Below are 22,290 nucleotides of genomic sequence, written 5' to 3'. Positions count from 1 at the left end.
GGAAGTGCAGGCGTCGGGTCTTGAGCCTTGGCAGCGGATGCCAAAATAATGACAGCGAGCATGCACTGAATTGATTTAAGGAAAGAACGCACAATGAAGTCCATTCGTGAAACAGTCTGATAAGGTCAAAACGATCATTTAACAATTCGTTTTGTCAAGTTCGGAAAGCCGCCGTTTAGCTGTAGCGCAGCGAAAGCCCGCTTTTGTCCGCATAGTTGCCTCTCTACCGACGGACGATGTAGGTCCGCTTTAGTCGGTCCTCAGTCAGTTCCCACTACCCCCCGCCCCGCCATAAACTCGGCGAGCACCGGGCTGGCTTCGCTTTTCGCGGAGCTGAGCAGCTCCGAGCCGGCAAACGAGGCTTTCGACAGACGCACGAGCCCGCCAGTTTCTTCGATGCGATAGCAGCGGCGCTTTTGCCGCCCGCGCCTGTAGTGCGTCGCGGTGACGATTTGGCAGGTACTGCCATCAGTGAGCGTCACAGGGGCGGCGAGCCTGATCTTGTCGCCTTCGTCGTAGTCCGGGATCGAGGCCCAGTCCCGGCAGCGCTGGCGCCAGGCATTGGCGTAGCTGTCTGGGTCTTTCAGCTCGGACAGCAGAGCCAACAGGCTCAGTGGCGCGCGGGATTCGACCGGGCCAGCGCTTTCCTCCATGTCCTTGTAGCCCCAGCAGCCGTCATCGTATCGGGTGAGGAAGACAGCCCCGAAAGTAATGGAGCCATCCGCATCGGTCACATATGTCGCGTCCTCGACAGGGGTGCCGTCGAGGTTTATGACCCTTGCCGCCGCATACCAGGTTGAGCCGACCTTGCAGGCCTTGACCAGTTCGGTTTTGCGCGTGTCGCCATTAGAGGAGCAGAGCCGGGCAATCTCCGTTTTCTCATCCGCGTAGGTCTGGACGCGGCGGTCGGTGTAGAAGAGCCATCCCATTTCAGAGTCCTATCTGTCGTTGGGGAAAATTTTTGTCGCCAATGTCCCGAGAAGGCCGCAGGCCTGGCAGTGTATTGGCGATGCTTGTTTAAGAAAGGGCGCTTTAAGCCGCCCTCCGATCATCCAGTTCCATGAGCGCATCGAGCGGCACGCGGTAGGGCTGCATCGCGTCAAAATCCTCGCAATTGCCGCAGTTCTGAACGATCGCGAAGGTGTCGCAGGCATCCTTGAGAATAACCCGGAACGTGCCGCCGAGGCCCGAGGGCACTTCGTAGGTTCCGCCGATGAGATAATCCGAGGCCCGGCGCACGAAGACGCGGATGCTGTGGCCATCGGTGGCGAGGCGAATGGCCCCCTGCCCCCGGTCGATGAGCACCTGCACATCGTCGAGGATGTCGGTGTAGAACTGGCCGGTCAGATCGCGAAACGCCATGCGGCGCTGCGCCATCCAGTCGGTGTCCCGAAATGGGTTCATACCGTCGGCGAAGGCAAAAGACGGATCGGCCTGTTCGGTGGTGACGATACGGGTGGTCGTGCCATCGATGCCGTTCGAGCGCAGATGCACGCCATTGCCGACGATCAGTATCAGGGCGGGCCTGTCCACGGGTTCGTTCCAATTGGGCAGGAAGGTCTTGCAGGCGCGCGCATGGGCGATCTGCGCCGCGACAGCGGAGGCAGAGAACTTGAGAATAGCCATGGAGATGTCTTTCCGTTGGACGTGGGAGGGGCGACCCGCGCGAGCGAAATACTTCACGCGGGTCGCGTGAGGACTCAGGCCGCTTGCGCGACCTCGCTGTCAGGCTGCGGGGTTTCCGCGGTGTGCTCCGCCTCATCACAGGCGACACCGGCGGTCTGCATCATCGGCGGGCACCAGGCGGCCACGGCAGCGCGCTGCGCGTCCGTGAGCGTGGCGAAGGGCTCGGCGAAGAGCTTGTCGCAGAAGGCGACGATCTCTTTCTTGCTCGACGAAGCCAGCGTCACCGCCTCTTGAGCGAGACCCAGATCCTCGCCGAGGATCTTCAGCAGCCAGGCCTTCTTAAAGCGGTTGAAGAGCGCCGCATTCGGCGTCCAGTGGGCACGGATGTCGGGCATGATCTCGATCTCGAACGCATGCATCAGGCTGTCGCGCCGAGGATCCCGCGCGAAGCAGGACTGCGTGGTGCTGGCGGTGGCATAGGCGACGAGCTTGGCCTTCTCATCCGCATCGAGCGCGCGAAACGCCGCGAACTGATCGGCGGGCGCGCGGGTGTCATCGAGCCAGGAGATGTCCAGCGCATCATGCGCCGCCGCCACCTGCTCGAGCGAGGTCTCGTCGATCTCGTCCATCTTGGCATGGCTGCGGTATTCCTTGCGGGCATCGATCTTGATCGCCTGCGTGACACTCATGCCGCTGGCCAGAACATCACTGACCAGCTTGAAGAGCGTGAGATCGAGCGTGGCCTCGGGATGCAGTGCCATCGCGGCCCCAAGCGCCATGGCTCGCTCGGTCTTGAGATCCTCGGCCAGTGAGGCCGGGTAGCTGATTTCACCGGCGTCCGGGGCCTCCTCCGCGGTCGGGTTGGCCGAGGAGCCGCGCGCGCCTTCCTCTTTCACGGTGTCTTCCGGGCGGACGAGGCCCACATGGAGCGTGACCTTACCGGCCGACCACGACGCAATCACACCAGCGCGGGCGAGGTCCTCGGTGCTGTAGGCCTCCTGCAGATCGCGGGCTTCCTCTTCCAGAGCGTCAACGCGGTCGTAAAGCGCGTTGTAGGCACCGTCCTCGAGCCCCTCATCCTCCATCTTGAGCTGCAGTTTCTCGAGCTCGGCGGTGATCTCGTCGATGCGCTTCTGGGCGGCCTCGTCCGGCTCGATCGGGCCGGGATAGACGCGGCCATAGTCGGCCATGGTCGCATAATCGTAGCGCACAATCGCATCGGCCCAGGCGAAGCCCAGTCTCATGCAGGCTTCTTCAGCAGCGGCACTGAGCTTCTCGAGCAGGATGTTCTCGACCAACGCTGCATCCTCCAGCACGGAATGCTCTTCCAGTAGATCGGCCGCGATGACCCCACCCCGCGCTTCGTAGTCCTCGCGCACAAAGGCCCCGATATCATCGCTGACCTGCACACCGCGGGATTTGAGCGCCTGTCCGACGGTATGGGCCTGCAGATAACCGTCGTCTTTCGTGAGCGCCTCGAAGACCTCGCGCTGCACCTCCTGGCTCGGGTGTTCGGCAAAGGCCTTCATCGTGTCGAGCGTGATCACCTTTGTCCGGGCCGCGGCGCGGATGTCCGCGTGGATCAGGCCGTAGCGCAACCGGCCTTTGACGGCGGCGACGGTAGTGCCGAAGGTCTTGGCGATGGTCTCGGGCGTCTGGCCATCGACTTCCATCATCCGGGCGAAGGCCTCGAACTCGTCGATGGCATTCATCGGAGCTTGCGTGATGTTCTCGGCAAGCGACAGCGCCGTGGTGACGTCGCACTCCTCTGGCACAAGGCGGCAGTCGATCTTGGTTTTCGCGGTGAACCCCTTGGTGGTCTTGTCGGCGATCAGCTCCTTCAGGGCTGCATGGCGCCGGCCACCGGCGAGGATAGCATATTTGCCGTCAAGCTTCTGGACCAAGAGCGGCTGGAGCAGGCCCAGAACGGCGATGCTGGCTTTCAGATGCGCAATGTTCTCGGGATCATAGGTTTCCGGGGAGTTGCTGCGCACGTTGGCGGGGTGTGCAGTCAGATCGCCGATGGCGACAGAGACGGGTTTGAAACTTGTGGTCATGGGATATCCTTCCAGGTGGGTGAGGTGTGGCCCGCGCGCGCGTAACCAATCCCCGGCTTCAGGGATCACCACGACAAAAGGCCCGCTTTGCCTTTTTGAGGGGCAGCGGGCCTTCATCGTCTCAGATGTCAGGGGAAGGAGTCCCCTGCCCTTCTACCAGTCGCGCGCCAGCATGATGGTCAGCACGCGCGTGGTGGTGGCAGTATTGTCCGGGGTCTCGGCGCCGTAGCGGAAATTCGAGTCTGCCTCATAGAGATCGATTTTCCAGAACACGGTCTCGCCCCGGATCTCGACCGCCCCGAAATCATGCCAGCCTCCGGGATCATTCTCGGGCTCGAACGTGTCGAACGCCCCCGCGGCTTTCACCGCCTCGGCCATGAAGCCGTCACCAGCCTCCATAAGCGAGCGGGTGACATGCATTCGGCCCTGGATGGGCTGCGCGGGCGGCACCCCAAGGCATGCGAGCTTACGAAACGCGTCGTTCTGCGCCGCGACCACACTCTGATCCGGACGGTCTGGCTGGGGTTGAACGGTCATGGACATGGGGATTTCCTTTGAGAAGTTGAAACACCCTTCTCAAAGCCCACTTTTCCTTTTCCGACACACATCCCCTCAAGCGGCCTGGTCGACCTCCCCTGCCCCACCCGCCTCCGACCGTGCGATCAGGTAGTCACAAGCGCGCTGCGCATCGGCGGCGTGCTTGAAGATCGCGCCCTTGTCCGAGCGCAGAACGCGCAGCCAATTGTAGAGATACGCCGCGTTCATCTCGAGCGTATGCGCTGTGAAGCCGAGCGTCTGGCCAAGGAACACCGAGGTCAGTTCGGCGACAATCTCTTCGCGGGCATATGCCGTGTTGCCGAAGCGCGAGAGGCCGTAGTCGCGGTTCAGCCGATGGCGCGCCTTTGTCGCATGGGCCAGTTCATGGGCCCAGACCCCGTAGAAATTCCGCGGGTTCTCGAACCGCGCAATCGACGGCATGAAGACCTTATCCACGGGCGGCAGATAGTAGGCCTCCGTGCCCGTGAAGACGGTCGTGATGTCGATGGCGTCGAAAAACGCCTGCATAGGCGGGATGGGTTCGGAGGGCGGATGTTCAGGCGCTGGCTCCGGGTCCGGATAGAACCTCTCGGGCAAGCCCTCAATCTGGCAGGCATTGAACACGCGGTAGGATTTCTGGAAGCGGAAGATGTGGGCCTCCTCGGACTGATCATCGCTCTCCCCTTGATCATCCTCGCCGCCAGCGTCTTTCCGGCTTTGGCCGTAGTAGACAACGACAGAGGACTTCTCGCCCTTGCGAACCTTTGCATCCAAAGCATTGGCCTGCGGAAGCGTCATCCAGAAGGGCGAGCTGTGGCCCGCCATCACGGTGCGCATGGTCAGCAGGAAGTTGTTCACGCCCTGGTAGGGTTCACCGCCCACGCGCAGGGGGCGAGAACTGCCTCCTGCCGTCCAGGGCTTGCGCCACGGCAGAACGCCGCGCTCGATGATGCGGATGATTTCGTTTGTGATGACCTCGGAGGCATCGAATTTGGGCGTGCTGGATCGGGCCATGGCTGGCCTCCTTTCGAGTGTTGATGAGAGGGAGTGGCGACTAGGTTGACCGACATGGGCGCGGATCGTTGGTGATGCTTGCGCCGAGCTCTTCGACCATGTCGATGTAGGTGGTCAGCGAGACGGACCTGCCAGGGCCCCAGGGTTCAGGGTCGACCGATCCGTCCCGCGCCACCCGCGGCAAGTTCGCGAAGGCGATGACATCAGTGACGGGTCGGATATCGATGAACGGGGTCCCTCGTGCGACCGCAAGAGTGGCCAAGGGAAAGCGCTCGATCGGCGCGAAGGTCGAAACGGTGGTCCAACCGAGATGGATGAATGTCCCACCCTCTCAGCAGATCACATGCGCGTTAGGCAATAGCGCCGCCTGCTTCAGATAACCGAGATCACGCAGGACAGTCTCGCGCTCGAGCCGTTGTGCCTGCCCCGTCTGTCCGGTTCGGCGTAGTTCCTTGTGTCGCCACCACGAGGCAGCGGTGGCGCGCAACACGCGCAAGACACCTGTTTGCATGGGAATGCCCTTCATCAGGAACGGCAGACCGGAACCCGGCCCGGACCCATCTGAGGGACCCCAAAAGACCCTCATCCGTCAGTCACAAAACCCGAAGAACACTTTCACTTTCCAACCGCCAACTGGACCGCGGAAACTGACAAGGGTCCGACACCACCGCGGTTCCCAAGGACTTCATGCAGTCAGTGCCGATTGGGGTCCAAGATCGGCAAGGTATATCGGCAACCCCAGTCCGACCGCAGCAATCTTTAGCATATTGTCAATAACTTATCTGATGTTCTCGATCGGCAAAAAACGCGCCTACTGTGACTTTTCAGGCCCAAAAATCAGGATTTCCGGAGTTCAGAGCAATGCAGCGTTACGGATTAGCATGGGAAACGAAGGCTCAGCACCTCCTGACAGCTTGAATTTCAGCAATATTGCCGCTATATACCGTCAGTATCACTGTAGGAGCATAGATCATGCACATCACGAACTTTGCTGAAGCTGGGCAATTCGAACCGCGCAAGATCGCCGCGGTGCTACGCACGTCAGCAGAAGAGATCGCATTGACCGTCGGCTTGGGCAAAGACGCGTTGCAGAGGCGAACCCGCATCGGTTCGGACAAGACGCAGCGCCGCCTGCGCGAATTGGTAGAGGTGCTGAACAAAGTCGAACCCCGCTTCGGCTCGGAACTGATGGCCTATGCATGGTACCGGTCAGAGCCCCTGCCCGGCTTTGATGGGCGAACAGCCATGCAGCTGGTTCAGGAAGGCAAAGCTCAGCAAGTTCTGGAATACATCGATGCGGTCGATGCGGGCGTCTTTGCCTGATGCCGCTGAAAAATGGACGCTACTCAGGGCCGCTCTACCGCGCCCTCAATCCGGTCTATGCGCGTGAACCTCTGTCCGGACGAGGCGCTGAACTCTATGGAGGGCGCTTTAATGCCAAGGGCACCCCTGCCATCTACACCTCGCTGGATCCCGCGACCGCTCTCCGAGAAGCCAACCAGGTCGGCAGCCTGCAGCCCACGATCTTGGTGTCCTACAACGCCGACCTTGGGCCGATTTTCGATACCCGCAATCCGGGCGGACTTGACCGGTATGGCACTACAGCGGCGATGCTTGCCGACCCTGCATGGCGCATGAAGATGCTCGAAGGGCAATCGATTCCGACACAGGATTTAGCACGGGCCCTCATAGCGGATCGGTTTGCGGGGCTTCTGATCAAGAGTTTTGCGAAAGGTGCCTCGTCATCGGACTTCAACATCGTCCTGTGGGCATGGACTGACAATAAAGGTTCTTTGGAAGTGGTGGATGACGAAGAGCGGCTGTCGCGCATGTGAGTTGTGAGACTTGGTGCCGGATCTGTCCACCGCGGTGGACATCGGCGGGTCGGAGGAAAACGGATTGACTGTGCAGTATCGCCCTAGTGGAATTTGGCTCTGTAGCTTTGATGCATGTGGCGAGACCGCGCGTCATTGGGCTAGTTGCTGGCCAGACGTCCACCGCGGTGGACACTAGGCGGTTTGCATAGCAGTTTTGGACAGACGCTTGATCAAAGCCACTGGATCAAACTGGTCTTGACGTTGGCCCAAGGTGATACTGTGAAAATACGCTCCAAAGTCCCTGATGCGTTGTCCAAGTTGTAGCATGATGAAGATCGCGCATGACGTTTTCTGAGCTCCTATTGCATTCTTGGCTTTCTCGAATGTATCTGGGTGAATCCCCATCATGGGTGCAAGTGTTCGAGCATGGTTTTCAATGTCCAACCAGTTTCTAAGTCTCTCTGTGGAGAACGATGTCGCTTGATCGCAAACTGAGGTTAGCAAGTCTGGTTTCAGAGCTTCATTGCCTAGGTTGCTATCTAAATCTTTTTTTTCTTCTTCAGACTTAGATTGGTGCCGGACAGTTTGTCCGTCATTGGCGGGCAATTCTACAGTTTCTGGTGGGTCATCTGGGGTATGCAAACTCTGGCATTCTCTGTCTGTGTCTGCGAGCAGCGCGTGGTATTCAGGGAGGCTCAGCTTCCTGCGTAGAGCTTTCCGTGCGTGGTTGATGAATGTGTTGCTGGGATCATGCTCTTCCAAATGGGCGAGCTTTGTAAGGATCTGTTTGCGGGCAAATATCCGATCCCGTCGGTTATTTTCCATCTCATGTGCGATGGCGACAAGCTCGTTCGCGCGCTGGAGGAGGGGGGCTAGAGACAATCCATAGCTGATGCAATGACCGCCGGATGAGCGAACGCGGTAGCGCTTTCGGTTCGAGCTGTCATTGCGCTTGATGAAACCGAGTTCAACGAAACGGTTGATGTGTCTGCGGAGGGTCCGTTCGTCGATACCGCCGACGCGCTGGCAAATCGAGTTGTTGGACGCGAAAACCGTTTCGCCGTGGCCTGGTTTCAAGAAACTGAGCATTGCTTGAAGTGTTTGGATATGGCCAGGACGTAGACCGAACACGCTACGTGCATCTCTCAGTGCCCTGAAGATGGTCCAAATGTCGGTTTCAGCCGCAGAAATTGGACCGCGTGATGCATCAGCGCCAGCGGTTCCGATCGATAATTTTGTAAATGCCATGGTTTATTCACGACGACCGTTTGGCCCACAACTTCCCTGTCTCTTCCCAAAATTTCGCTCAGGAAAAGGCAATAAAAATCCGTCCACCGAATCGGTGACTCTTGACCGGTTTGCTGGAGGTTGCTACATCATGAGTGCTAATCGAATGATGAGGGCTCTCCAGGGGAAACTTTGGGGGGCTCTTTTCTTTCTGGTCTTCGCTTTTCTCCTCTGCTCGCGTTACTCTGTGTGGCTTGGGTTAGGACCCAGAGCCGCTCTCATTCCGCCACTGTTCGAAGAGCTGCAAAAGCGTTGCCTCCGCGCGCTCTTCGAGCCATCGGCCGAATTCTGGGTTGTCCTTCTTGGCGATCTTGATGGCGATCGTTTTCTGATCGACTGTCAGCGTTCCCACAGAGCTACCGTCCCCATCTTTGACGACGGCCGTTAGGCTGCGGTTGTCTTGCTTCTTGTTGCTACGCGCCTTGTTCGAGCAAGCCGAGTAGACTGCCTGAAACTTCTCCGCGCTTGGAGTGTCGTCGGGCAGGGCGGCAATCGCCTCTTTGGCCGTGTTCACCAGATCTATATTTTTCGAGAACGCGGCCAGGTCACCCCATTGCCGTCGTCCGATGCCATGTGCCGGCCCGATCAGCTGTACAAGCCCTTCTGGCAGTTGCTCTATGACGACGCGATGGTTGGATACGCCCTGCCGTGTCAAGCCTAGAGCATCCTGAATTACGTTTGGCTTGTAACCTGATTCCTGCATCTCTTTGATAAAAAAAGATTTCTCGATGAATGACGGGTCTAGTCGGAGGTTGTTCTCTTGGCCCTGTGCGATCAGAGATGCGTCGTCATCCAAGGTTCGAACGATCGCCTTGACCGTTCCGCCGACCATGCGGATTGCTGCAAGTCTGCGTCGGCCGTAGATGATACGGTATCTGTCCGGTTGGGCCGATGGACGGACCATAATTGGCACTTGTTGCCCATGCTTGCGAATGCTTTCGGCCAACTCATCAATACTGGAATCCTCCAGCACCAACCGATCGCGCAGACCATCCATGTCAATCTGATCGGGCTCGATGTCCCGAATGGAATTCGCGGTGATCTCGCGCAAAGAGTCGCGCAAGCCGCCAACAGATCCTGGCAGTTTTGCCGCTTTCGGCGGGGTAGGGGAGGGGGCCGCGCTCTCCTTCTCGTCCTTTGGAGGCTGATTGAAGATATTTCGGGCCATCAGCGACGCCCCCAAGCCATTTGGATTGTTTGTTCCAACTCATCGCCAACGCCGTTCACGCTGGTCAGAGCGCGATCAATCGTTTTCCTGATGAACTGGCTCGGATCAACTTCGTAGACGGTTTGCTGGGTCATACCGGCGTCCGAGATTGCTGTAGACTTCAGCATTGGCTCAGTCATGACCTGTCCGGCCAAGATCGATCTCAGGTAGCCCGCCATCTGGGTCTGAGGCCCGTCCGACGGCTCGTATCTCGTGATCAAGAACTTTACGAAGTCCCATGTAACGCGCCGGCCAATGGCTTCTTCGACAGCCTTTACCGTTTCCGAAGCAAGTTTCAGGAACTGGCTCATTGAAGCAATGTCGAGCATGCCTGGTACGACCGTTACCAGGAGTCCCGTCGAGGCTGCCAACGCCGTTAGGGTCAGAAAGCCAAGTTGAGGCGGGCAGTCGATCAGCACGATGTCGTAACTCGCCTCAACTTCCTCAAGCGCTAAGGCGAGGCGCTCCGCAAATATGGGCTGCACCCGACGGGCGAGGGCGTTTGCCGTCTCAGTTTCGTATTCCGAGAGCATTAGGCCCGCCGGAACCATATCGAGCTTATGGAAGTAGGTCGTTTGGATGACGTCGGAGAGTGGAACTTGCTCCTCATATCTCAGAGCATCATAGATTGTGCCGCCTTCAGCGAACTCGAGCTCAGGCCGAAAACCGAAAAAAGTGGTCAAACTTGCCTGCGGATCGAGATCCAAGACCAACACTCGGTAACCTCGCAAAGCATACCGTTGTGCAAGATGGATCGTTGCTGTTGTTTTTGACGATCCGCCTTTGAAATTGACGACAGATATCACCTGGAGACGATCGCCTTCACGTCGACCAGGGCGGTAGCTTTCTGCGTTCTTTCCGGTGCGCCCCAGAATATCGCGCAGCTTATCGATCTCTTGGGCCGTGTAGAACCGGTGTCCGCGGTTGTCTGTATGAACTTCCGGGAAGCTGCCGTCCTTGTGTCGGTTGCGCAGGTTAGATGTGCTAACGCGCAGGAGGCTGGCAACTTCGGTAGAACTGAAACGGCGCAGGGACTTTCGTTCTTCGGGCTCGAAAGCGATCTTCATCTGGCGATCCAAAGATTCAGCCAGATTGTCGGCAAATGCTCCGATGTCGGAAGAGCCTATGCCTTGCGCGTATCCAACGTTACGATCATCCATGTCCTGCCGCCCACTCTCGGCCTCTGTTGAGGCTCTTGGTCATTCTGACGGTGTACAGCGCGCCTGACGCGTTTTGCCGTCAGAACGGGAATGCCACGATCAAGTGAGTCCGGCAAGAAGAATCTAGATGTAGTGTGAAAGTTATCCACAGCACCAATACGTACAGTCACATTAAGATAACCGCAAGTTGTTGATTTTATAGCAATAAGTCCACAAGACCGTGCTTCAAGCCACTCATGAGGATTGTTTGGACGGTATTGGCTAAACCCATGCAACCAATGGCACAATTGACCTTCTGACGGTGTTTGGAGCGATAGATTCAGCTGTTTGAGCCTCTGCTAGTTACAGTTGGGAGTGAGCCGATTCTGATGAAATTAGGCCAAGCCGCTCCGCTCGTTCGAGCAACATTTTGACCGAAGACGGCTGCCAGCTGGCACGACCTCGAGGGGTCCGTTCGCGCATCGATTCCAGCCGGTCGCAGATCGCCTGCAGCGTGATTTCGGGGTCCGCGCCCTTGATCGCTGCGACGATAGCCGGCAGGCGGTCATCGGTTTCGCGGCGTCCGGCGCGGCCAAGCACCTCGGCAGGAAGGAACCCGTCGCGCACATATGCCTTCACAGCGCGGAGCAGTCGGCTTTGTGTCCAATGGCGATCTGGGGGCAGGGGGCCATTGATGATCCGCAGCAGGTCTTCCCAGGCCATATCCGGCCGCAAGCGGCGCACATGGGGCACCCAATCCTGCGCGGTCTCGTTGAGGCGCTCCATGTAGCCGTCCTGTCGCGCCAGCCGCACCTTGCGCAGCGCAGCGGGATCCTTGGCGCGTAGCCCAGGATTGCCACCAACGCGCCCTTTGGCGCGCGCAGAGGCAAGCCCGGCCTTTGTGCGCTCACGTATCAGCGCGCGCTCGAACTCGGCCGCGGCGCCCAGAACCTGCAATGTGAACTTGCCCTGCGGGGAAGCGGTGTCGATGGGGTCCTGCAGGGAGCGGAAGAAAGCTCCCTTGGCCTCCAGACGTTCGATCACCTCCAGCAAGTGCGACAGAGATCGCGCAAGCCGGTCGATCCGCACAACGACCAGCGTATCGCCGCTCTGGAAGCGTTCGAGCACGCGTGCCAGCACCGGTCGCGCGCGATTGCCGCCCGAGGCGTGCTCTTCAAAGATCTCGACGCAACCCGCAGTTTGCAGGGCCTCAGACTGGGGCAGGGGGGTCTGATCCTCTGTGGAAACACGGGCGTAGCCTATCAGGGGCATGAAATCGGGCCGTTTGCAATTTAAGGTATCGTTACCAAACGACCGAATGACCGCGTGATCAGAGCCCAGCGGCTTTGGTCAGATTCACGCGGAACCTGTCCCGACGGCGTTGGTATCGCCGGGTCATTTCGGCGGAAGCGTGACCAAGCTGTTTCTGGACATATCGTTCGTCGACATCGGCCGAGCTGGCCAGTCCCGCGCGCAGGCTATGGCCAGAGAACAGGGCGACGCGGTCTTTCTCGGGCAACTCCGCACGGATACCGGATTTCAGCACGGTAGATTTGATGACGCGGGCGACGTGTTTGTCCGACAATCGAGCTTCCAGCGCGCGTTCCCCGGCCCGCGATGTGCGCACAAACACCGGGCCGAAGTCGATCTTAGCAAAGTGTAGCCATTGTTCGAGCGCATGAACGGGACAGGTCTGCTCGCCGGATCCGCGGCCGATTTCGACCTCACGCCAGCCGGCCTTGGCGTTCAGTGTCAGAACGGCGCCGTCGTCGAGGATCTCGATCCAGCCGCCAGACTCCGGCGTGTCGTCCTTCCCAACGTCCAGGCTGACGATCTCAGACCGGCGCAGGCCACCAGCATAGCCCAGAAGCAGGATCGCCCGATCCCGGAATCCCCGCAGATCGATGGGGAGGGTGGCGACCATGGCCATGATGTCCTCTGGCAGGATGGCCTCCTTCTGGACCGGCGGGCGCGCATGTTTGCGTCTGATGCCAGCCAACACAGTCGCGATGTGCCGGTTCTTGCGATCAAGCGTGAGGCCACGCTGCGCGTAGTTCCAGGCGAGGCCGGACAAGCGGCGGTCGATGGTCGAAACAGAAAGAGCAGGGGTGCCGTCGGTTGGTGCAGCGAGGTCGGTCAGGTAGAGCCCGATCATCTCGGGTGACGGAGGCTGCGGCTCTGTGCCCCTCATGCGGCACCATCGGGCAAAGTGCTTCCAGTCGGCGGCATAGGCTTTGTTGGTGTTCCCGGCCGTCGAAGCCCTCGCATAGTCGCGCGCTGTATCGACCAGCCGATCAAGAGTGCCCGATCCGGCCACGTGGGCGGGGAGGGCGATCGCATCCCGGCTCGAACGACCTCTCTCGTCGTGCTCAGTACCCTCTGTCGTATCGGAGGGCGCCGGGGTCGGTTTCCCGGTGTTCAGGGGCTCATTTAGCGGTGTTGTGCTCATGTTTCTGAGCCTACCTCAGTTATGTCCGATAATGCAAACTTATTGGACATAGTGAGGAACTGTAAAGTGGGGCGGTTTCCACACTATATTGTAGCGCAAAGCGCCGAGACAGGATAGTCTTGTGGCATGACCTATGCCCGCCCATACTTCTCCGACGACACAGAGAGCCTACCCCGGATCCCGGCCTGGGTCACCTCCGGCCGTGCGGAAACCCTTGAAACTGTGGCCTTTCGGTCGGGGGCTGCGCTAACAGTGTTGGACCAGCTCGTCAGCAATGCCCAGTATGGCGTCCCTCTGAAACTGCTGGCTAACCGGCTAGCGTTGAGTGCGGCGACGGCGACCTCCAAATTGGAAGGGCGGTTGACGCGGGAGACGGATATCCGCGACGCCTACCACCTGACCCCGCCAGACGAGGTGCGGGGCCCGGACGGCGATCTTCTGGCCTTCTGGCGTAACGCAGTGCGCCTGCGGGCAGGCGGGACAGGTGAGATTGCCGACCTGATTGGGGTGGATTTTGCTGGCGCGATGGGCGGCTGGCTCGATACCGGATTGGAGCTGGCCCGGACCCATGGTCCGCTGTCGGGCTGTGTCGCGATCCTGCGCGCGGTCCTTGACGCTGACGACCGGGCGGAACGGGTCGCTTGCCTGCTTTCAGATATTGTCATGGCGCGGGCGTTAGGCTGGAAGACCGTGCTGCTGATCTCGGCGCAGTTCCTGGCCAAGGCAGCGCTGCGCGATCTGGCCGCAGACGGGCAGGGGGCCGAGCTGGAAGTGCAGGTCCCGATTCTGGAGAGCATCGAAGAGACCGTCCGAATGGCGCGAGAGCTTAGTCGTCGCGGCGGCGCGCTGCGCGCCGTGGCGCCAAAGTTGCGAGCGAAAGGATCGGATGCGGCGGTCGACCTGTTCCTGACGGAAGATGCCGTGGCCCCGTCCTCGATGCTGTCGCCGTGTATTCGCGGCACGTCGATCCCCATGACAGACCGTGCAGCGCGGCGGTTCTGCGACCGGCTGGTCGAGCTGGGCGTGGCGCGGGAACTGACCGGACGGCCGACCTTCCGGCTCTATGGGATCGCGCCATGACGACGGCGACCAGGAAACGAAAACCGGCGGACGATGGCGGCGCCGTATTTGACCGGGAGCTGGACGAGCTGCCGCAAGAATTGCGCTGGCGCGAATGGATGGAGCGGATCGAGGCCGTGCTGTTCGCCAGTGCCTCGCCGGTCGGCCGCGAGGACCTGGCGCGCGTGGTGGGGCAGGGGGCCTCGGTCGAGATGCTGATCGAGGACATCCAGTCAGAACTGGTTGGACGCCCCTATGAGCTGGCGCAGGTGGCTGGTGGATGGATGTTCCGCACAAGGACCCAGTTCGCGGATGCGATCAAGGCCGCCGCCGATCTTGGCGAGCAGCCGCTCACCTTCACCGAGATGGAGATGGGCGTGCTCTGCGCCATCGCCTATCACCAACCGATCGACCGGGCGGGGCTGGCGGACATCTTCGGCAAGGAGGTCAGCCGCGATCTGCTGGCCCGGCTGCGCTACAAGGATTTGATTACCAGCGGACCCCGATCGCCGCGGCCCGGGGCCCCACATACCTTCGTAACGACAGAGACGTTTCTGGTGACCTTTGATCTGCAGAGCTTGCGGGACTTGCCGGAGCTGGAACTGTCAGACACTTGATGTCCGAAATGTGCAATAAACTTCGGACATGTAACGCCGCCCGCTTTCAATCGGTCGGGCTCTGACTTTCAATCAGTCGGCGACTTATGAGGATTTGAGTCCCACGGGTATCAGGTTGCTACACGGCTTTGTCACCGTGAGGCATAGAATTGACTTCTATAACTCAAAAATAGTCAATATATGAGTTATAGAAAGGGGGTCTATACCTCATGGTATGGAACTGGCAGGTACCCGGTTGGCCGGATTTCCGGTATGACGAAGCAGAGCTTGCGCCACTCGAGCAGCGGTTCCTGCTGTCGTCGGGCGAAGTCCTCGGGGCCATACAGCATGTCTATTCGGCAGAACGTGATCAGCTCCGCATCGACCTGCTGAGCGATGAGGCCATGAAGACCAGCGCCATTGAAGGCGAGATGCTGGACCGGCGCAGCGTGCAATCCTCGCTTCGTCGGCACCTTGGATTGGAACCGGACAACTATCAGAACAAACCCCGAGAGCAGGGTGTGGCAGAGATGATGGTCGATGTTTACTCGACCTATGCGGAGCCCCTAACGCACTACACCCTGTTTCGGTGGCACGAGATGCTTTTGTCTTTTGACAAACGGTTGGAGGCTATCGGGTCCTATCGGCAGCACGAAGATGCCATGCAGATTGTCTCCGGTCGTGTCGATCGCCCGGTCGTGCATTTTGAGGCCCCGCCATCTGCGCAGGTTCCGGATGAGATGGAACGGTATGTCGATTGGTTCAACCGGACAGGGCCGGATGCCAAGGAGCCTTTGCCAGCATTGACGCGCGCCGGTCTCAGTCATCTCTACTTCGAAAGCATCCATCCCTTTGAGGACGGCAATGGTCAACTGGGTCGTGCCCTGGCCGAAAAATCCCTGGCTCAGAATATCGGCCAGCAAAGCCTCATCGCGCTCGCCCTCACCATCGAGCGAAAGCGGAAGGACTATTACGATCAACTTGCGCGGCACCAGAAGACGCTGGATGTCACACCTTGGCTGGCCTGGTTCGCCGACGTCGTTTTCGCAGCGCAGCAGGTCACCCTGGACCGCGTGGGCTTCTTCATTTCCAAGGCGTATTTCTACGACCGGCATCGCGAAGCGCTGAACAAAAGGCAGGCCAAGGTGATCGAGCGGATGTTCCAAGAGAGGCCTGACGGGTTCAAAGGTGGCCTGAGCGCGGAGAACTATATTTCGATCTCTGGCACCTCGCGAGCAACCGCGACCAGGGACCTGCAAGAACTTGTCGAAATCGGAGCCCTGACGCGTACTGGCGAGCGCCGCTACACACGTTACTGGCTGGAGCTTGGGCAGCCGGGTGGCTAGCTCGCGAACGGCAGCTTAGGGCCGTCCGCGCTTGAAATCGTGCATCTAATCTACAATAGCGATCCCGGCCTTCGCCATGGTTGACGCAAGGGCAGCCCGCGTGAAGGGCTTGCCAAGAAAAAGCACCCCTCCGAGTGTGTCGCTTTCTTCGGGTTCGCCGGTATCGGCGTATCCAGACATGAGAACCATCGCTATCTGTGGGTGGCTATCGCGAACTTCTCGCACAAAATCAGTCCCCCGCTGTCCGCCGGGGAGCACGACATCGGACAGGATCATTTGCGGGGCGTCTGAGGACTGACGGAGAACATCTTTAGCCTCTTCGACGCTTTCTGTCGCCGTAACGGCATAATCCAGCGACTCCAAGAGCCGGGTTACACTGTCTCGAACCGACAGGTTATCTTCTACAAGAAGGACCGTCTTGCCTTTTCCTAAAGGAAGATCATCAGATGACCCGCTATCGTCATCCTCTGGCACAATCGCTGAACGCGGCAGAAAGAGGGTTACTGTCGTCCCTTGGCCGGGGGCGCTTTCAATCGACATTGTCCCGCCGGATTGAACGGCAAAGCCATAGACCATCGACAGCCCCAGACCGCTGCCTGCGCCGAATTCCTTTGTCGTGTAGAAAGGTTCAATCGCTCTGCGTTGCGTTTCAGCACTCATACCTGATCCCGTGTCTTGAACACTGAGGCGCACATAGTCGCCGGTCAATTGAGATGGGGCCAGTTCACCGAAAGCGTTTTCCAGCTTAATCGTAATTTGTCCACCTTCGCGCATGGCATCCCGGGCATTGGTTCCAAGGTTCAGCAGCGCGTTGCTCAAAAGTCCCGGGTCCATCAAAATAGGCCATGTCTCCTCAGAGAGGTTCAATTCTACCTGAATGTCCTCCCGCAGCGTCCGCCGCATTAGTGCGGCCGTCTCGCGGATTATCTCTGACGGAAAGAGTGGCATTGGAGCCAACGCCTGCTGACGCGCAAAGGCCAAAAGCCTGCGTACCAGTTCAGCGCCACGATCAGACGATTGCACGATCGGACCGATCAGCTCTTTATCTGCAGCGCCAGATATCTCCAGAAGTTCCGCGTGACCGCGTATTGCTGTAAGCAGGTTGTTGAAGTCATGTGCAATACCGGCTGTAAGCTGACCGACCGCTTCCAGTTTTTGTGTCTGAAGCAGCCGGTCCTCATTCCGCTTCCTCTCTTCCAAAGCATCACGGCGTGCAGCATCGAGCAGTTCTGCCATGCGTTCGTTTTGAGTGTTGAGGATTGTACGCGCTTCGAATTCGGATACGAATACACGTTCATGACGCTTGATGCTTTGAGAAATTATGATCAAGAAAGTCACGGAGACGAGTGCGAACGCCCAGAAGGTCGGCATCTCGGCGGTTCGGCTGAAACCAACAAACGATCCCACAAGGACTATTCCGCAAAACGTGTAGGCAGCAGCAGGAAGTGGATAGAGTGTGATCGCACCTCCAGAAATCATGCCCGCCGCCAATGCAATCAGGAAGGACTGCAAGAGACCATCGGCCTCTGGAAGAATGATCAATCCCGGGTATGCCCAGAGTGCGCCCAGAAACGCGGCATGTATCACGCTTCGCTTGTAGGTGCGACTGGAGAGTGTCTTGGGAAAAGGTTTTCGACGTCTCATGAACTGTCTGAACATGACCCAGCCTGAAACCATCATCACAACCACCGCCCAAAAGATGGCATCGACACGGGTTTGCTTCTCAAACCAAAGGATCAAGAGCAACGACAAGGCATTTGCGATATTCGCCAACATCATTATCGGTGTGAGTCGAGAGACAGCGTAAATGCGCCTCGCCAAGACCTTGCCGTCTTCCACCAAGCCGGCTCGTTCAGTCTCGAGCGTGTGCGGATCGGGTCCGCCGGAAAAGTTCATGTGTGATCCAATAGAATATAGCACGCTTGACAGACTGCGGCGTATCGACATCAAAATACAACCCTAGAGTGACCCAAGCACCCATAGCAAGGCCGCTGTCAAATGACTCGCAAACTATCGTTGTACGCGGGAGCTTCGGGCAGAAAGTCAAACTATCCGCAGCGCATTGGCACGTTATCCGCAGACTGCGTGTTTGATCCCCAACATCGTCCACCTTCATCGAACGAGAGGCGAATCTGGGCTCACTTAGATTTTCACAAAATGGGAAGGGTTTCCTGGTCTTTGCTTTGAACGCACGCTCGGCCGCATGAACTCGTTCTGTCAGCGCACACAGCGGATGGCGGCAATGCGGGCTGCGACCGCAGCATGGCCGCTAGGTGGCGAATGTCTATTGTGGGCCGAAACTGTAGCAAGCTGCGAGATGTTTAAATGTTTGCAGTTAAGCACACACCAATTGCGAAGCAGCGTAGTGGGCAGCTGACCTGACCTCTTCCGTGAGTTCCGAGTTTGGGAGTGTACGGGCCAGAACCATACCGCCGACACATAGTGCCGCCGCTGCCAAAGCATTCTGGCGTTTGTCCGCTTCGTCATCAGGCATCGCCGTTTCCAATAGCCAAACCATCGCTGTCAGAAGCCGCTGAAACGCCTCCTGTGTCTCGGGATCAGCTCGTGCAACGTCTGAAGGCAGAGCGATCATGGGACATTGGCCTTCTATGTCGCCAAGATGCGCGCTGGATAGATATGCATCGATCATCTGCTGTGCCATCTCCGGTTTGAGATTGCTGATATCGACTCCAGCGTCTTCGCGCCACTCTGCGCCGCGGCCCATCAAGAAGCTGGATACTGCCTCACTAAAGAGCGCTTCCTTGTTCCTGAAGTGGTTGTAGAATCCACCTCGGGTGAGACCCGCTTCCTGCATCACCTGATCAATGGTGACATTTTGAAACCCATGCTGGTTAAACAGCATGCGGGCTGTTTCGACGATTTTGGCGCGTGTCGCGTCGCGGTGACTGGCACTGTAGGGCATGACGAATCCTTCCTGACGAAACTATAGCGCCTCTCAAAATATGTTCTTTAACATAAATAGATTGCTGTCATGACTTGGATCAACTCAAACAAAAAGGAGCTGCGACATGCCCAAATTTCTGCTGATCTATCACGGCAAACCCGACATCCAGAGCTCAGAAGATGGGGCCAGACATATGGCGGCGTGGAAAGCCTGGAGCGCAGGCATGGGGGTTGCCGTCACCGATCCAGGCTTGCCAGTCGGGCCATCAAAGACAATCACAGCGAACGGTGTTGAAGATCATGGCGGTCCCAATCCAGCCTCAGGAATGACGGTTCTTGAGGCGGACACCATGAAGGACGCGATCGCGCTTGCCAAAGACTGCCCGCATCTGAGCGGCACCGGCACGATCGAGATCGCCGAAGCTATGGATTTGGACATGTAAGGAACAGATGATGAATACACTCTTTGATGCCGTTCCATATCTCACCGCCTACCACACGTCGTTCCTGGTGTTGGCCGGACTGGCTTTGATGACCTTAATTCAGAACTTCGCGACCGCACCACTTTCCTTCGTGCACGAAGAGCAGGTGCCCGGTAAGCCGGTACGATTTGATCATTCAAAGCTGAGTTTCCGCGCGCTGCGCACCTACGCCAATTCTGCCGAGACGCTTCCGGCATTTGGGTGGGCATTGCTGACTGCCATCGTCGCAGGGCCATCCCCCGCGCTGGTAAACGGGCTAGCCATTGGATACTTTATCGCACGGCTTGCTTTCTGGGTGATCTACTACTCAGGGATCGGCAAACCTGCTGGCGGTCCGAGAACGATGGCCTTTGTCGCAGGCTTGCTCTGCAACATTGCACTGGCAGTCGTTGCTATCTGGTCTCTCGCAAAAATCATGATTTAGCAGCACTTCAATGAGAGCGAACATCGCCAAACATGGACACAATAATCGCTTCATCCGAGATGTGTATGTTCGATCAAGCCCGATGTTCGCGCTTGCGGCGGACGTCGGCTATGCGGGACGAAGCGCTATTTCGCTGCAAAAGGCTTCTAAGTCCGGTGATGACGCATCACGACCGACGTGCCAAGCACCTCGGTCGGACTCCAGTCATTCGCTGCGGGAGCGGGTTGATCAGACTGGGACAAAGACTGCAGACGTTCAGAACAGCTTCAAATTGAACACCTCGCTGCATGGCCGCTTCGAACCCAAAGTGGTCAATAATGCCCTGTGTTGGGATTGGCGGCGTTGAGCCTGTTGCTTCCTAGATTGCCGGACGCGCTAACGCGGACCCTTAGTACACTTTCAACAGGTTGGGCGAGCGTCTGAACCTGTGTCATGTGCTCTGTCCTCACGCCAGCAATGCATTTGCTTTAGCTGGGGTGAGCGGTTCCGGGCGGGTACAGGTTGTCGCCAAATCGATCCAACTTCGGCTGTCCGCTGAGTGCAGGATGGCCGTCATGACCTCAACAACGTGCGTTGCCAATTCCAAACTGCATCGATGCGGTCTGTTTTCGGCAATCGCTGCGGCCATGTCTGCAAGACCGGCGCAGCGGTAATTGGCGCGCTCAACCCCCTGACCGTCCTTGCTGTTCGTGACCGAAAACGGGTGGTCGCGCGGGGTGATTTCAACCGGAGCGCCGTCTTGCTCTGCCAGCAAAACCGCCCCAGCAAAGAAATTCGGATCAGGCACGTAGAGAGATGCCCTGGTGCCATAAAGTTCCATGTTCTCATGGCGATGTGCCCAGACGTCCCAGCTGGCACCAAGTGTGATCAACGCGCCGTTTTGGAATTCAAGAATCGCGTGGATATTGGTCGGTGTTTCCACCGGCACCATTTCACCATGGCGCGAACCATTGCTGATCGTACGTGTTTCGAAACTCGCCGAGGCCATCGCCGTCACGGCCTTTACCGGCCCGATCAGCTGCACCAGATTGGTGATATAATAGGGCCCAAGATCCAAGACCGGCCCGCCGCCGGGTTGGAAGAAGAAATCCGGGTTTGGGTGCCAGGCCTCCATGCCGTGGGACATCACGTGGCAGGTGCCGCCGATGATGTCGCCCACCCGACCTTCATCGATGGCCGCGCGGGCCAGTTGATGAGACCCGCCCAGAAACGTATCCGGCGCAGAAGCAACGCGCAGCCCTTTTGCGCTGGAAAGTCGGCGCAGTTCTTCGCCCTCGTCCACAGACAGCACAAAGGGTTTTTCCGAATAGGCGTGTTTGCCCGCGTTCAGAATTTTGGTGGTCACCTCAAAATGCGCTGCCGGAACCGTCAGATTGACGACAATGTCGATGTCGTCGGCAGCCAGCAGACCATCAATACTGTCCGCCCGCACCGAATATTCCTCAGCGCGCGCACGGGCTGCATCCATGTTCAGATCGGCGACGGCCCGAATGTCGAGCGATTTGAACAGCGGCGCCAGGCTAAGGTAGGAGGCCGAAATATTGCCGCACCCGATGATGCCGATACTAACAGAATTCATGTTTTATCCTTGTATTGACCAAAGGCCTGGATCGAGCGGGTCGCAAAGCGGTCCCAGTCCGAGGGATTGTCATGCTCGACCACGAACAGGTCCGTGCCGGCATTTTGCAGAGCGTCAGTGATCGATTTCCAATCCATCACCCCGTCACCCACATCGGCCCAGCCGTCCTCGTCCGTCTTTTCGCCCTCGGGGGCGATGTCTTTGACATGGGCCGTGGTGATCCGTGCTGCGTGGGATTTTATCCACTCCATTGGTTCGGCGCCGCCGCGCACGGCCCATGCAACATCCATTTCCCATTCCATCTCGGGCGCGTGTTCCAAAAGCAGGTTCATCGGCACCTCACCCCCCGCCAGCGGCATGAATTCCCAGTGGTGGTTGTGCCAGCCAAACCGATTCCCGGCATCATTGACGCGCTTGCCTACCTCGTTGAGGCGTTTGGCAAGGGACACCCAGTTGGCCGCATCCGTCCCGTCCCGCCACAGGTCTTCGGGGGCCGGGCAGATGACGCGCTGCATACCAATTGTCCTGGCAACAGACAGCGATGCGTCCAGCCCGTCTTCCAATGCACCCAGCGGAAAGAAATGGCCCGAAGGCATGGTCATGCCGTTGCTGTCCAGCAGATCCCGAAAGGCGGGCGCGTCTTCATAGACGCCGCCAAACCCTTCAACCTTGGTGTATCCAAGGTCCGCAAGTCGTGGGATCACTGTGGTCCAGGGCAAAAAGTTACGGGCAGAGTAGAGTTGGAAAGATAAGGTCATATCTGGCTC

General features: G+C 58.5%; 21 protein-coding genes and 1 pseudogene. 7 read left to right on the top strand and 15 right to left on the bottom strand.

What is annotated here, in order from left to right:
- Window positions 1-260 precede the first annotated feature (260 nt).
- The 6 genes and pseudogenes from Q1A34_RS19930 to Q1A34_RS19905 form a co-directional block, all read right to left on the bottom strand.
- Entirely contained in the window at window positions 261-929 is a 669-nt protein-coding gene (locus Q1A34_RS19930; protein WP_300038726.1) for a hypothetical protein, read from the bottom strand.
- A gap of 103 nt (window positions 930-1,032) precedes the next feature.
- Window positions 1,033-1,626, bottom strand: a complete 594-nt coding sequence (locus Q1A34_RS19925; protein ID WP_300038724.1) for a regulator — start codon at window positions 1,624-1,626, stop codon at window positions 1,033-1,035.
- A 74-nt stretch (window positions 1,627-1,700) separates the two neighbouring features.
- Window positions 1,701-3,683 (bottom strand): ParB/RepB/Spo0J family partition protein, encoded by a 1,983-nt coding sequence (locus tag Q1A34_RS19920; protein WP_300038721.1) that lies wholly within the window; start codon window positions 3,681-3,683, stop codon window positions 1,701-1,703.
- Window positions 3,684-3,836: 153 nt separating this feature from the next.
- The gene (locus Q1A34_RS19915) at window positions 3,837-4,226 is read right to left on the bottom strand and encodes a DUF3768 domain-containing protein (RefSeq protein WP_300038718.1); all 390 of its coding nucleotides are present in this window, start codon (window positions 4,224-4,226) and stop codon (window positions 3,837-3,839) included.
- A gap of 69 nt (window positions 4,227-4,295) precedes the next feature.
- Window positions 4,296-5,234: a zincin-like metallopeptidase domain-containing protein gene (locus Q1A34_RS19910; RefSeq protein WP_300038715.1), complete on the bottom strand. Its 939-nt coding sequence runs from the start codon at window positions 5,232-5,234 to the stop codon at window positions 4,296-4,298.
- 40 nt (window positions 5,235-5,274) lie between these two features.
- Window positions 5,275-5,760 (bottom strand): annotated as a pseudogene (locus tag Q1A34_RS19905) (hypothetical protein).
- 446 nt (window positions 5,761-6,206) lie between these two features.
- Between Q1A34_RS19905 and Q1A34_RS19900 the strand changes: the two are divergent.
- Window positions 6,207-6,557 (top strand): MbcA/ParS/Xre antitoxin family protein, encoded by a 351-nt coding sequence (locus tag Q1A34_RS19900; protein ID WP_005617048.1) that lies wholly within the window; start codon window positions 6,207-6,209, stop codon window positions 6,555-6,557.
- The gene (locus tag Q1A34_RS19895) at window positions 6,557-7,069 is read left to right on the top strand and encodes an RES family NAD+ phosphorylase (RefSeq protein WP_300038707.1); all 513 of its coding nucleotides are present in this window, start codon (window positions 6,557-6,559) and stop codon (window positions 7,067-7,069) included. Before Q1A34_RS19900 ends, Q1A34_RS19895 begins: the two co-directional genes overlap by 1 nt.
- A 174-nt stretch (window positions 7,070-7,243) precedes the next feature.
- On the opposite strand, the gene repC is transcribed toward Q1A34_RS19895, so the two are convergent.
- The 5 genes from repC to Q1A34_RS19870 all read right to left on the bottom strand — a co-directional run bounded on the left by repC (window position 7,244) and on the right by Q1A34_RS19870 (window position 13,133).
- Complete coding sequence (gene repC, locus Q1A34_RS19890; protein ID WP_300038704.1) at window positions 7,244-8,299, bottom strand: plasmid replication protein RepC; 1,056 nt, start codon at window positions 8,297-8,299, stop codon at window positions 7,244-7,246.
- A gap of 238 nt (window positions 8,300-8,537) precedes the next feature.
- Window positions 8,538-9,506, bottom strand: coding sequence for a plasmid partitioning protein RepB (gene repB / locus Q1A34_RS19885; protein ID WP_300038701.1), 969 nt, complete (start codon window positions 9,504-9,506; stop codon window positions 8,538-8,540).
- Complete coding sequence (gene repA, locus Q1A34_RS19880; RefSeq protein ID WP_036562688.1) at window positions 9,506-10,705, bottom strand: plasmid partitioning protein RepA; 1,200 nt, start codon at window positions 10,703-10,705, stop codon at window positions 9,506-9,508. The genes repB and repA overlap by 1 nt, the downstream gene beginning before the upstream one ends.
- 342 nt (window positions 10,706-11,047) lie before the next feature.
- Complete coding sequence (locus Q1A34_RS19875; protein ID WP_300038698.1) at window positions 11,048-11,956, bottom strand: recombinase family protein; 909 nt, start codon at window positions 11,954-11,956, stop codon at window positions 11,048-11,050.
- 58 nt (window positions 11,957-12,014) lie between these two features.
- The gene (locus tag Q1A34_RS19870) at window positions 12,015-13,133 is read right to left on the bottom strand and encodes a tyrosine-type recombinase/integrase (RefSeq protein ID WP_300038695.1); all 1,119 of its coding nucleotides are present in this window, start codon (window positions 13,131-13,133) and stop codon (window positions 12,015-12,017) included.
- Between the two features lie 126 nt (window positions 13,134-13,259).
- On the opposite strand from Q1A34_RS19870, the gene Q1A34_RS19865 reads away from it, so the two are divergent.
- From Q1A34_RS19865 to Q1A34_RS19855, 3 genes are all read left to right on the top strand, one after another.
- Window positions 13,260-14,213: a DUF1403 family protein gene (locus Q1A34_RS19865; RefSeq protein ID WP_300038692.1), complete on the top strand. Its 954-nt coding sequence runs from the start codon at window positions 13,260-13,262 to the stop codon at window positions 14,211-14,213.
- Window positions 14,210-14,809 carry an SMC-Scp complex subunit ScpB gene (locus tag Q1A34_RS19860; protein WP_300038689.1) on the top strand — a complete coding sequence of 200 codons (600 nt, stop codon included), beginning with the start codon at window positions 14,210-14,212 and terminating at the stop codon, window positions 14,807-14,809. The genes Q1A34_RS19865 and Q1A34_RS19860 overlap by 4 nt, the downstream gene beginning before the upstream one ends.
- Window positions 14,810-15,018: 209 nt before the next feature.
- The gene (locus Q1A34_RS19855; protein WP_300038686.1) at window positions 15,019-16,134 is read left to right on the top strand and encodes a Fic family protein; all 1,116 of its coding nucleotides are present in this window, start codon (window positions 15,019-15,021) and stop codon (window positions 16,132-16,134) included.
- 45 nt (window positions 16,135-16,179) lie between these two features.
- Here the strand turns inward: Q1A34_RS19855 and Q1A34_RS19850 are convergent, their stop codons facing one another.
- Window positions 16,180-18,030 (bottom strand): ATP-binding protein, encoded by a 1,851-nt coding sequence (locus Q1A34_RS19850; RefSeq protein ID WP_300038682.1) that lies wholly within the window; start codon window positions 18,028-18,030, stop codon window positions 16,180-16,182.
- Window positions 18,031-18,469: 439 nt separating this feature from the next.
- Window positions 18,470-19,057 carry a TetR/AcrR family transcriptional regulator gene (locus tag Q1A34_RS19845; RefSeq protein WP_300038679.1) on the bottom strand — a complete coding sequence of 196 codons (588 nt, stop codon included), beginning with the start codon at window positions 19,055-19,057 and terminating at the stop codon, window positions 18,470-18,472.
- Window positions 19,058-19,163: 106 nt separating this feature from the next.
- Here Q1A34_RS19845 and Q1A34_RS19840 point away from each other — a divergent pair, with 106 nt between their 5' ends.
- Both Q1A34_RS19840 and Q1A34_RS19835 read left to right on the top strand, forming a co-directional pair.
- Window positions 19,164-19,481, top strand: coding sequence for a hypothetical protein (locus Q1A34_RS19840; protein ID WP_300038676.1), 318 nt, complete (start codon window positions 19,164-19,166; stop codon window positions 19,479-19,481).
- Between the two features lie 10 nt (window positions 19,482-19,491).
- On the top strand, window positions 19,492-19,944 hold the full coding sequence (locus Q1A34_RS19835) for an MAPEG family protein (protein WP_300038673.1): 453 nt from the start codon (window positions 19,492-19,494) through the stop codon (window positions 19,942-19,944).
- 445 nt (window positions 19,945-20,389) lie between these two features.
- Here the strand turns inward: Q1A34_RS19835 and Q1A34_RS19830 are convergent, their stop codons facing one another.
- Together Q1A34_RS19830 and Q1A34_RS19825 are read right to left on the bottom strand one after the other, a co-directional pair.
- Window positions 20,390-21,523 (bottom strand): Gfo/Idh/MocA family oxidoreductase, encoded by a 1,134-nt coding sequence (locus tag Q1A34_RS19830; protein WP_300038670.1) that lies wholly within the window; start codon window positions 21,521-21,523, stop codon window positions 20,390-20,392.
- Window positions 21,520-22,281 carry a sugar phosphate isomerase/epimerase gene (locus Q1A34_RS19825; RefSeq protein ID WP_300038667.1) on the bottom strand — a complete coding sequence of 254 codons (762 nt, stop codon included), beginning with the start codon at window positions 22,279-22,281 and terminating at the stop codon, window positions 21,520-21,522. The genes Q1A34_RS19830 and Q1A34_RS19825 overlap by 4 nt, the downstream gene beginning before the upstream one ends.
- Window positions 22,282-22,290 lie beyond the last annotated feature (9 nt).

This window comes from uncultured Roseobacter sp., from assembly GCF_947491795.1.
Classification (GTDB): domain Bacteria; phylum Pseudomonadota; class Alphaproteobacteria; order Rhodobacterales; family Rhodobacteraceae; genus Roseobacter.
Note: the sequence above shows the minus strand (reverse complement) of the source record. Positions and strands in the feature narration are given on the sequence as shown.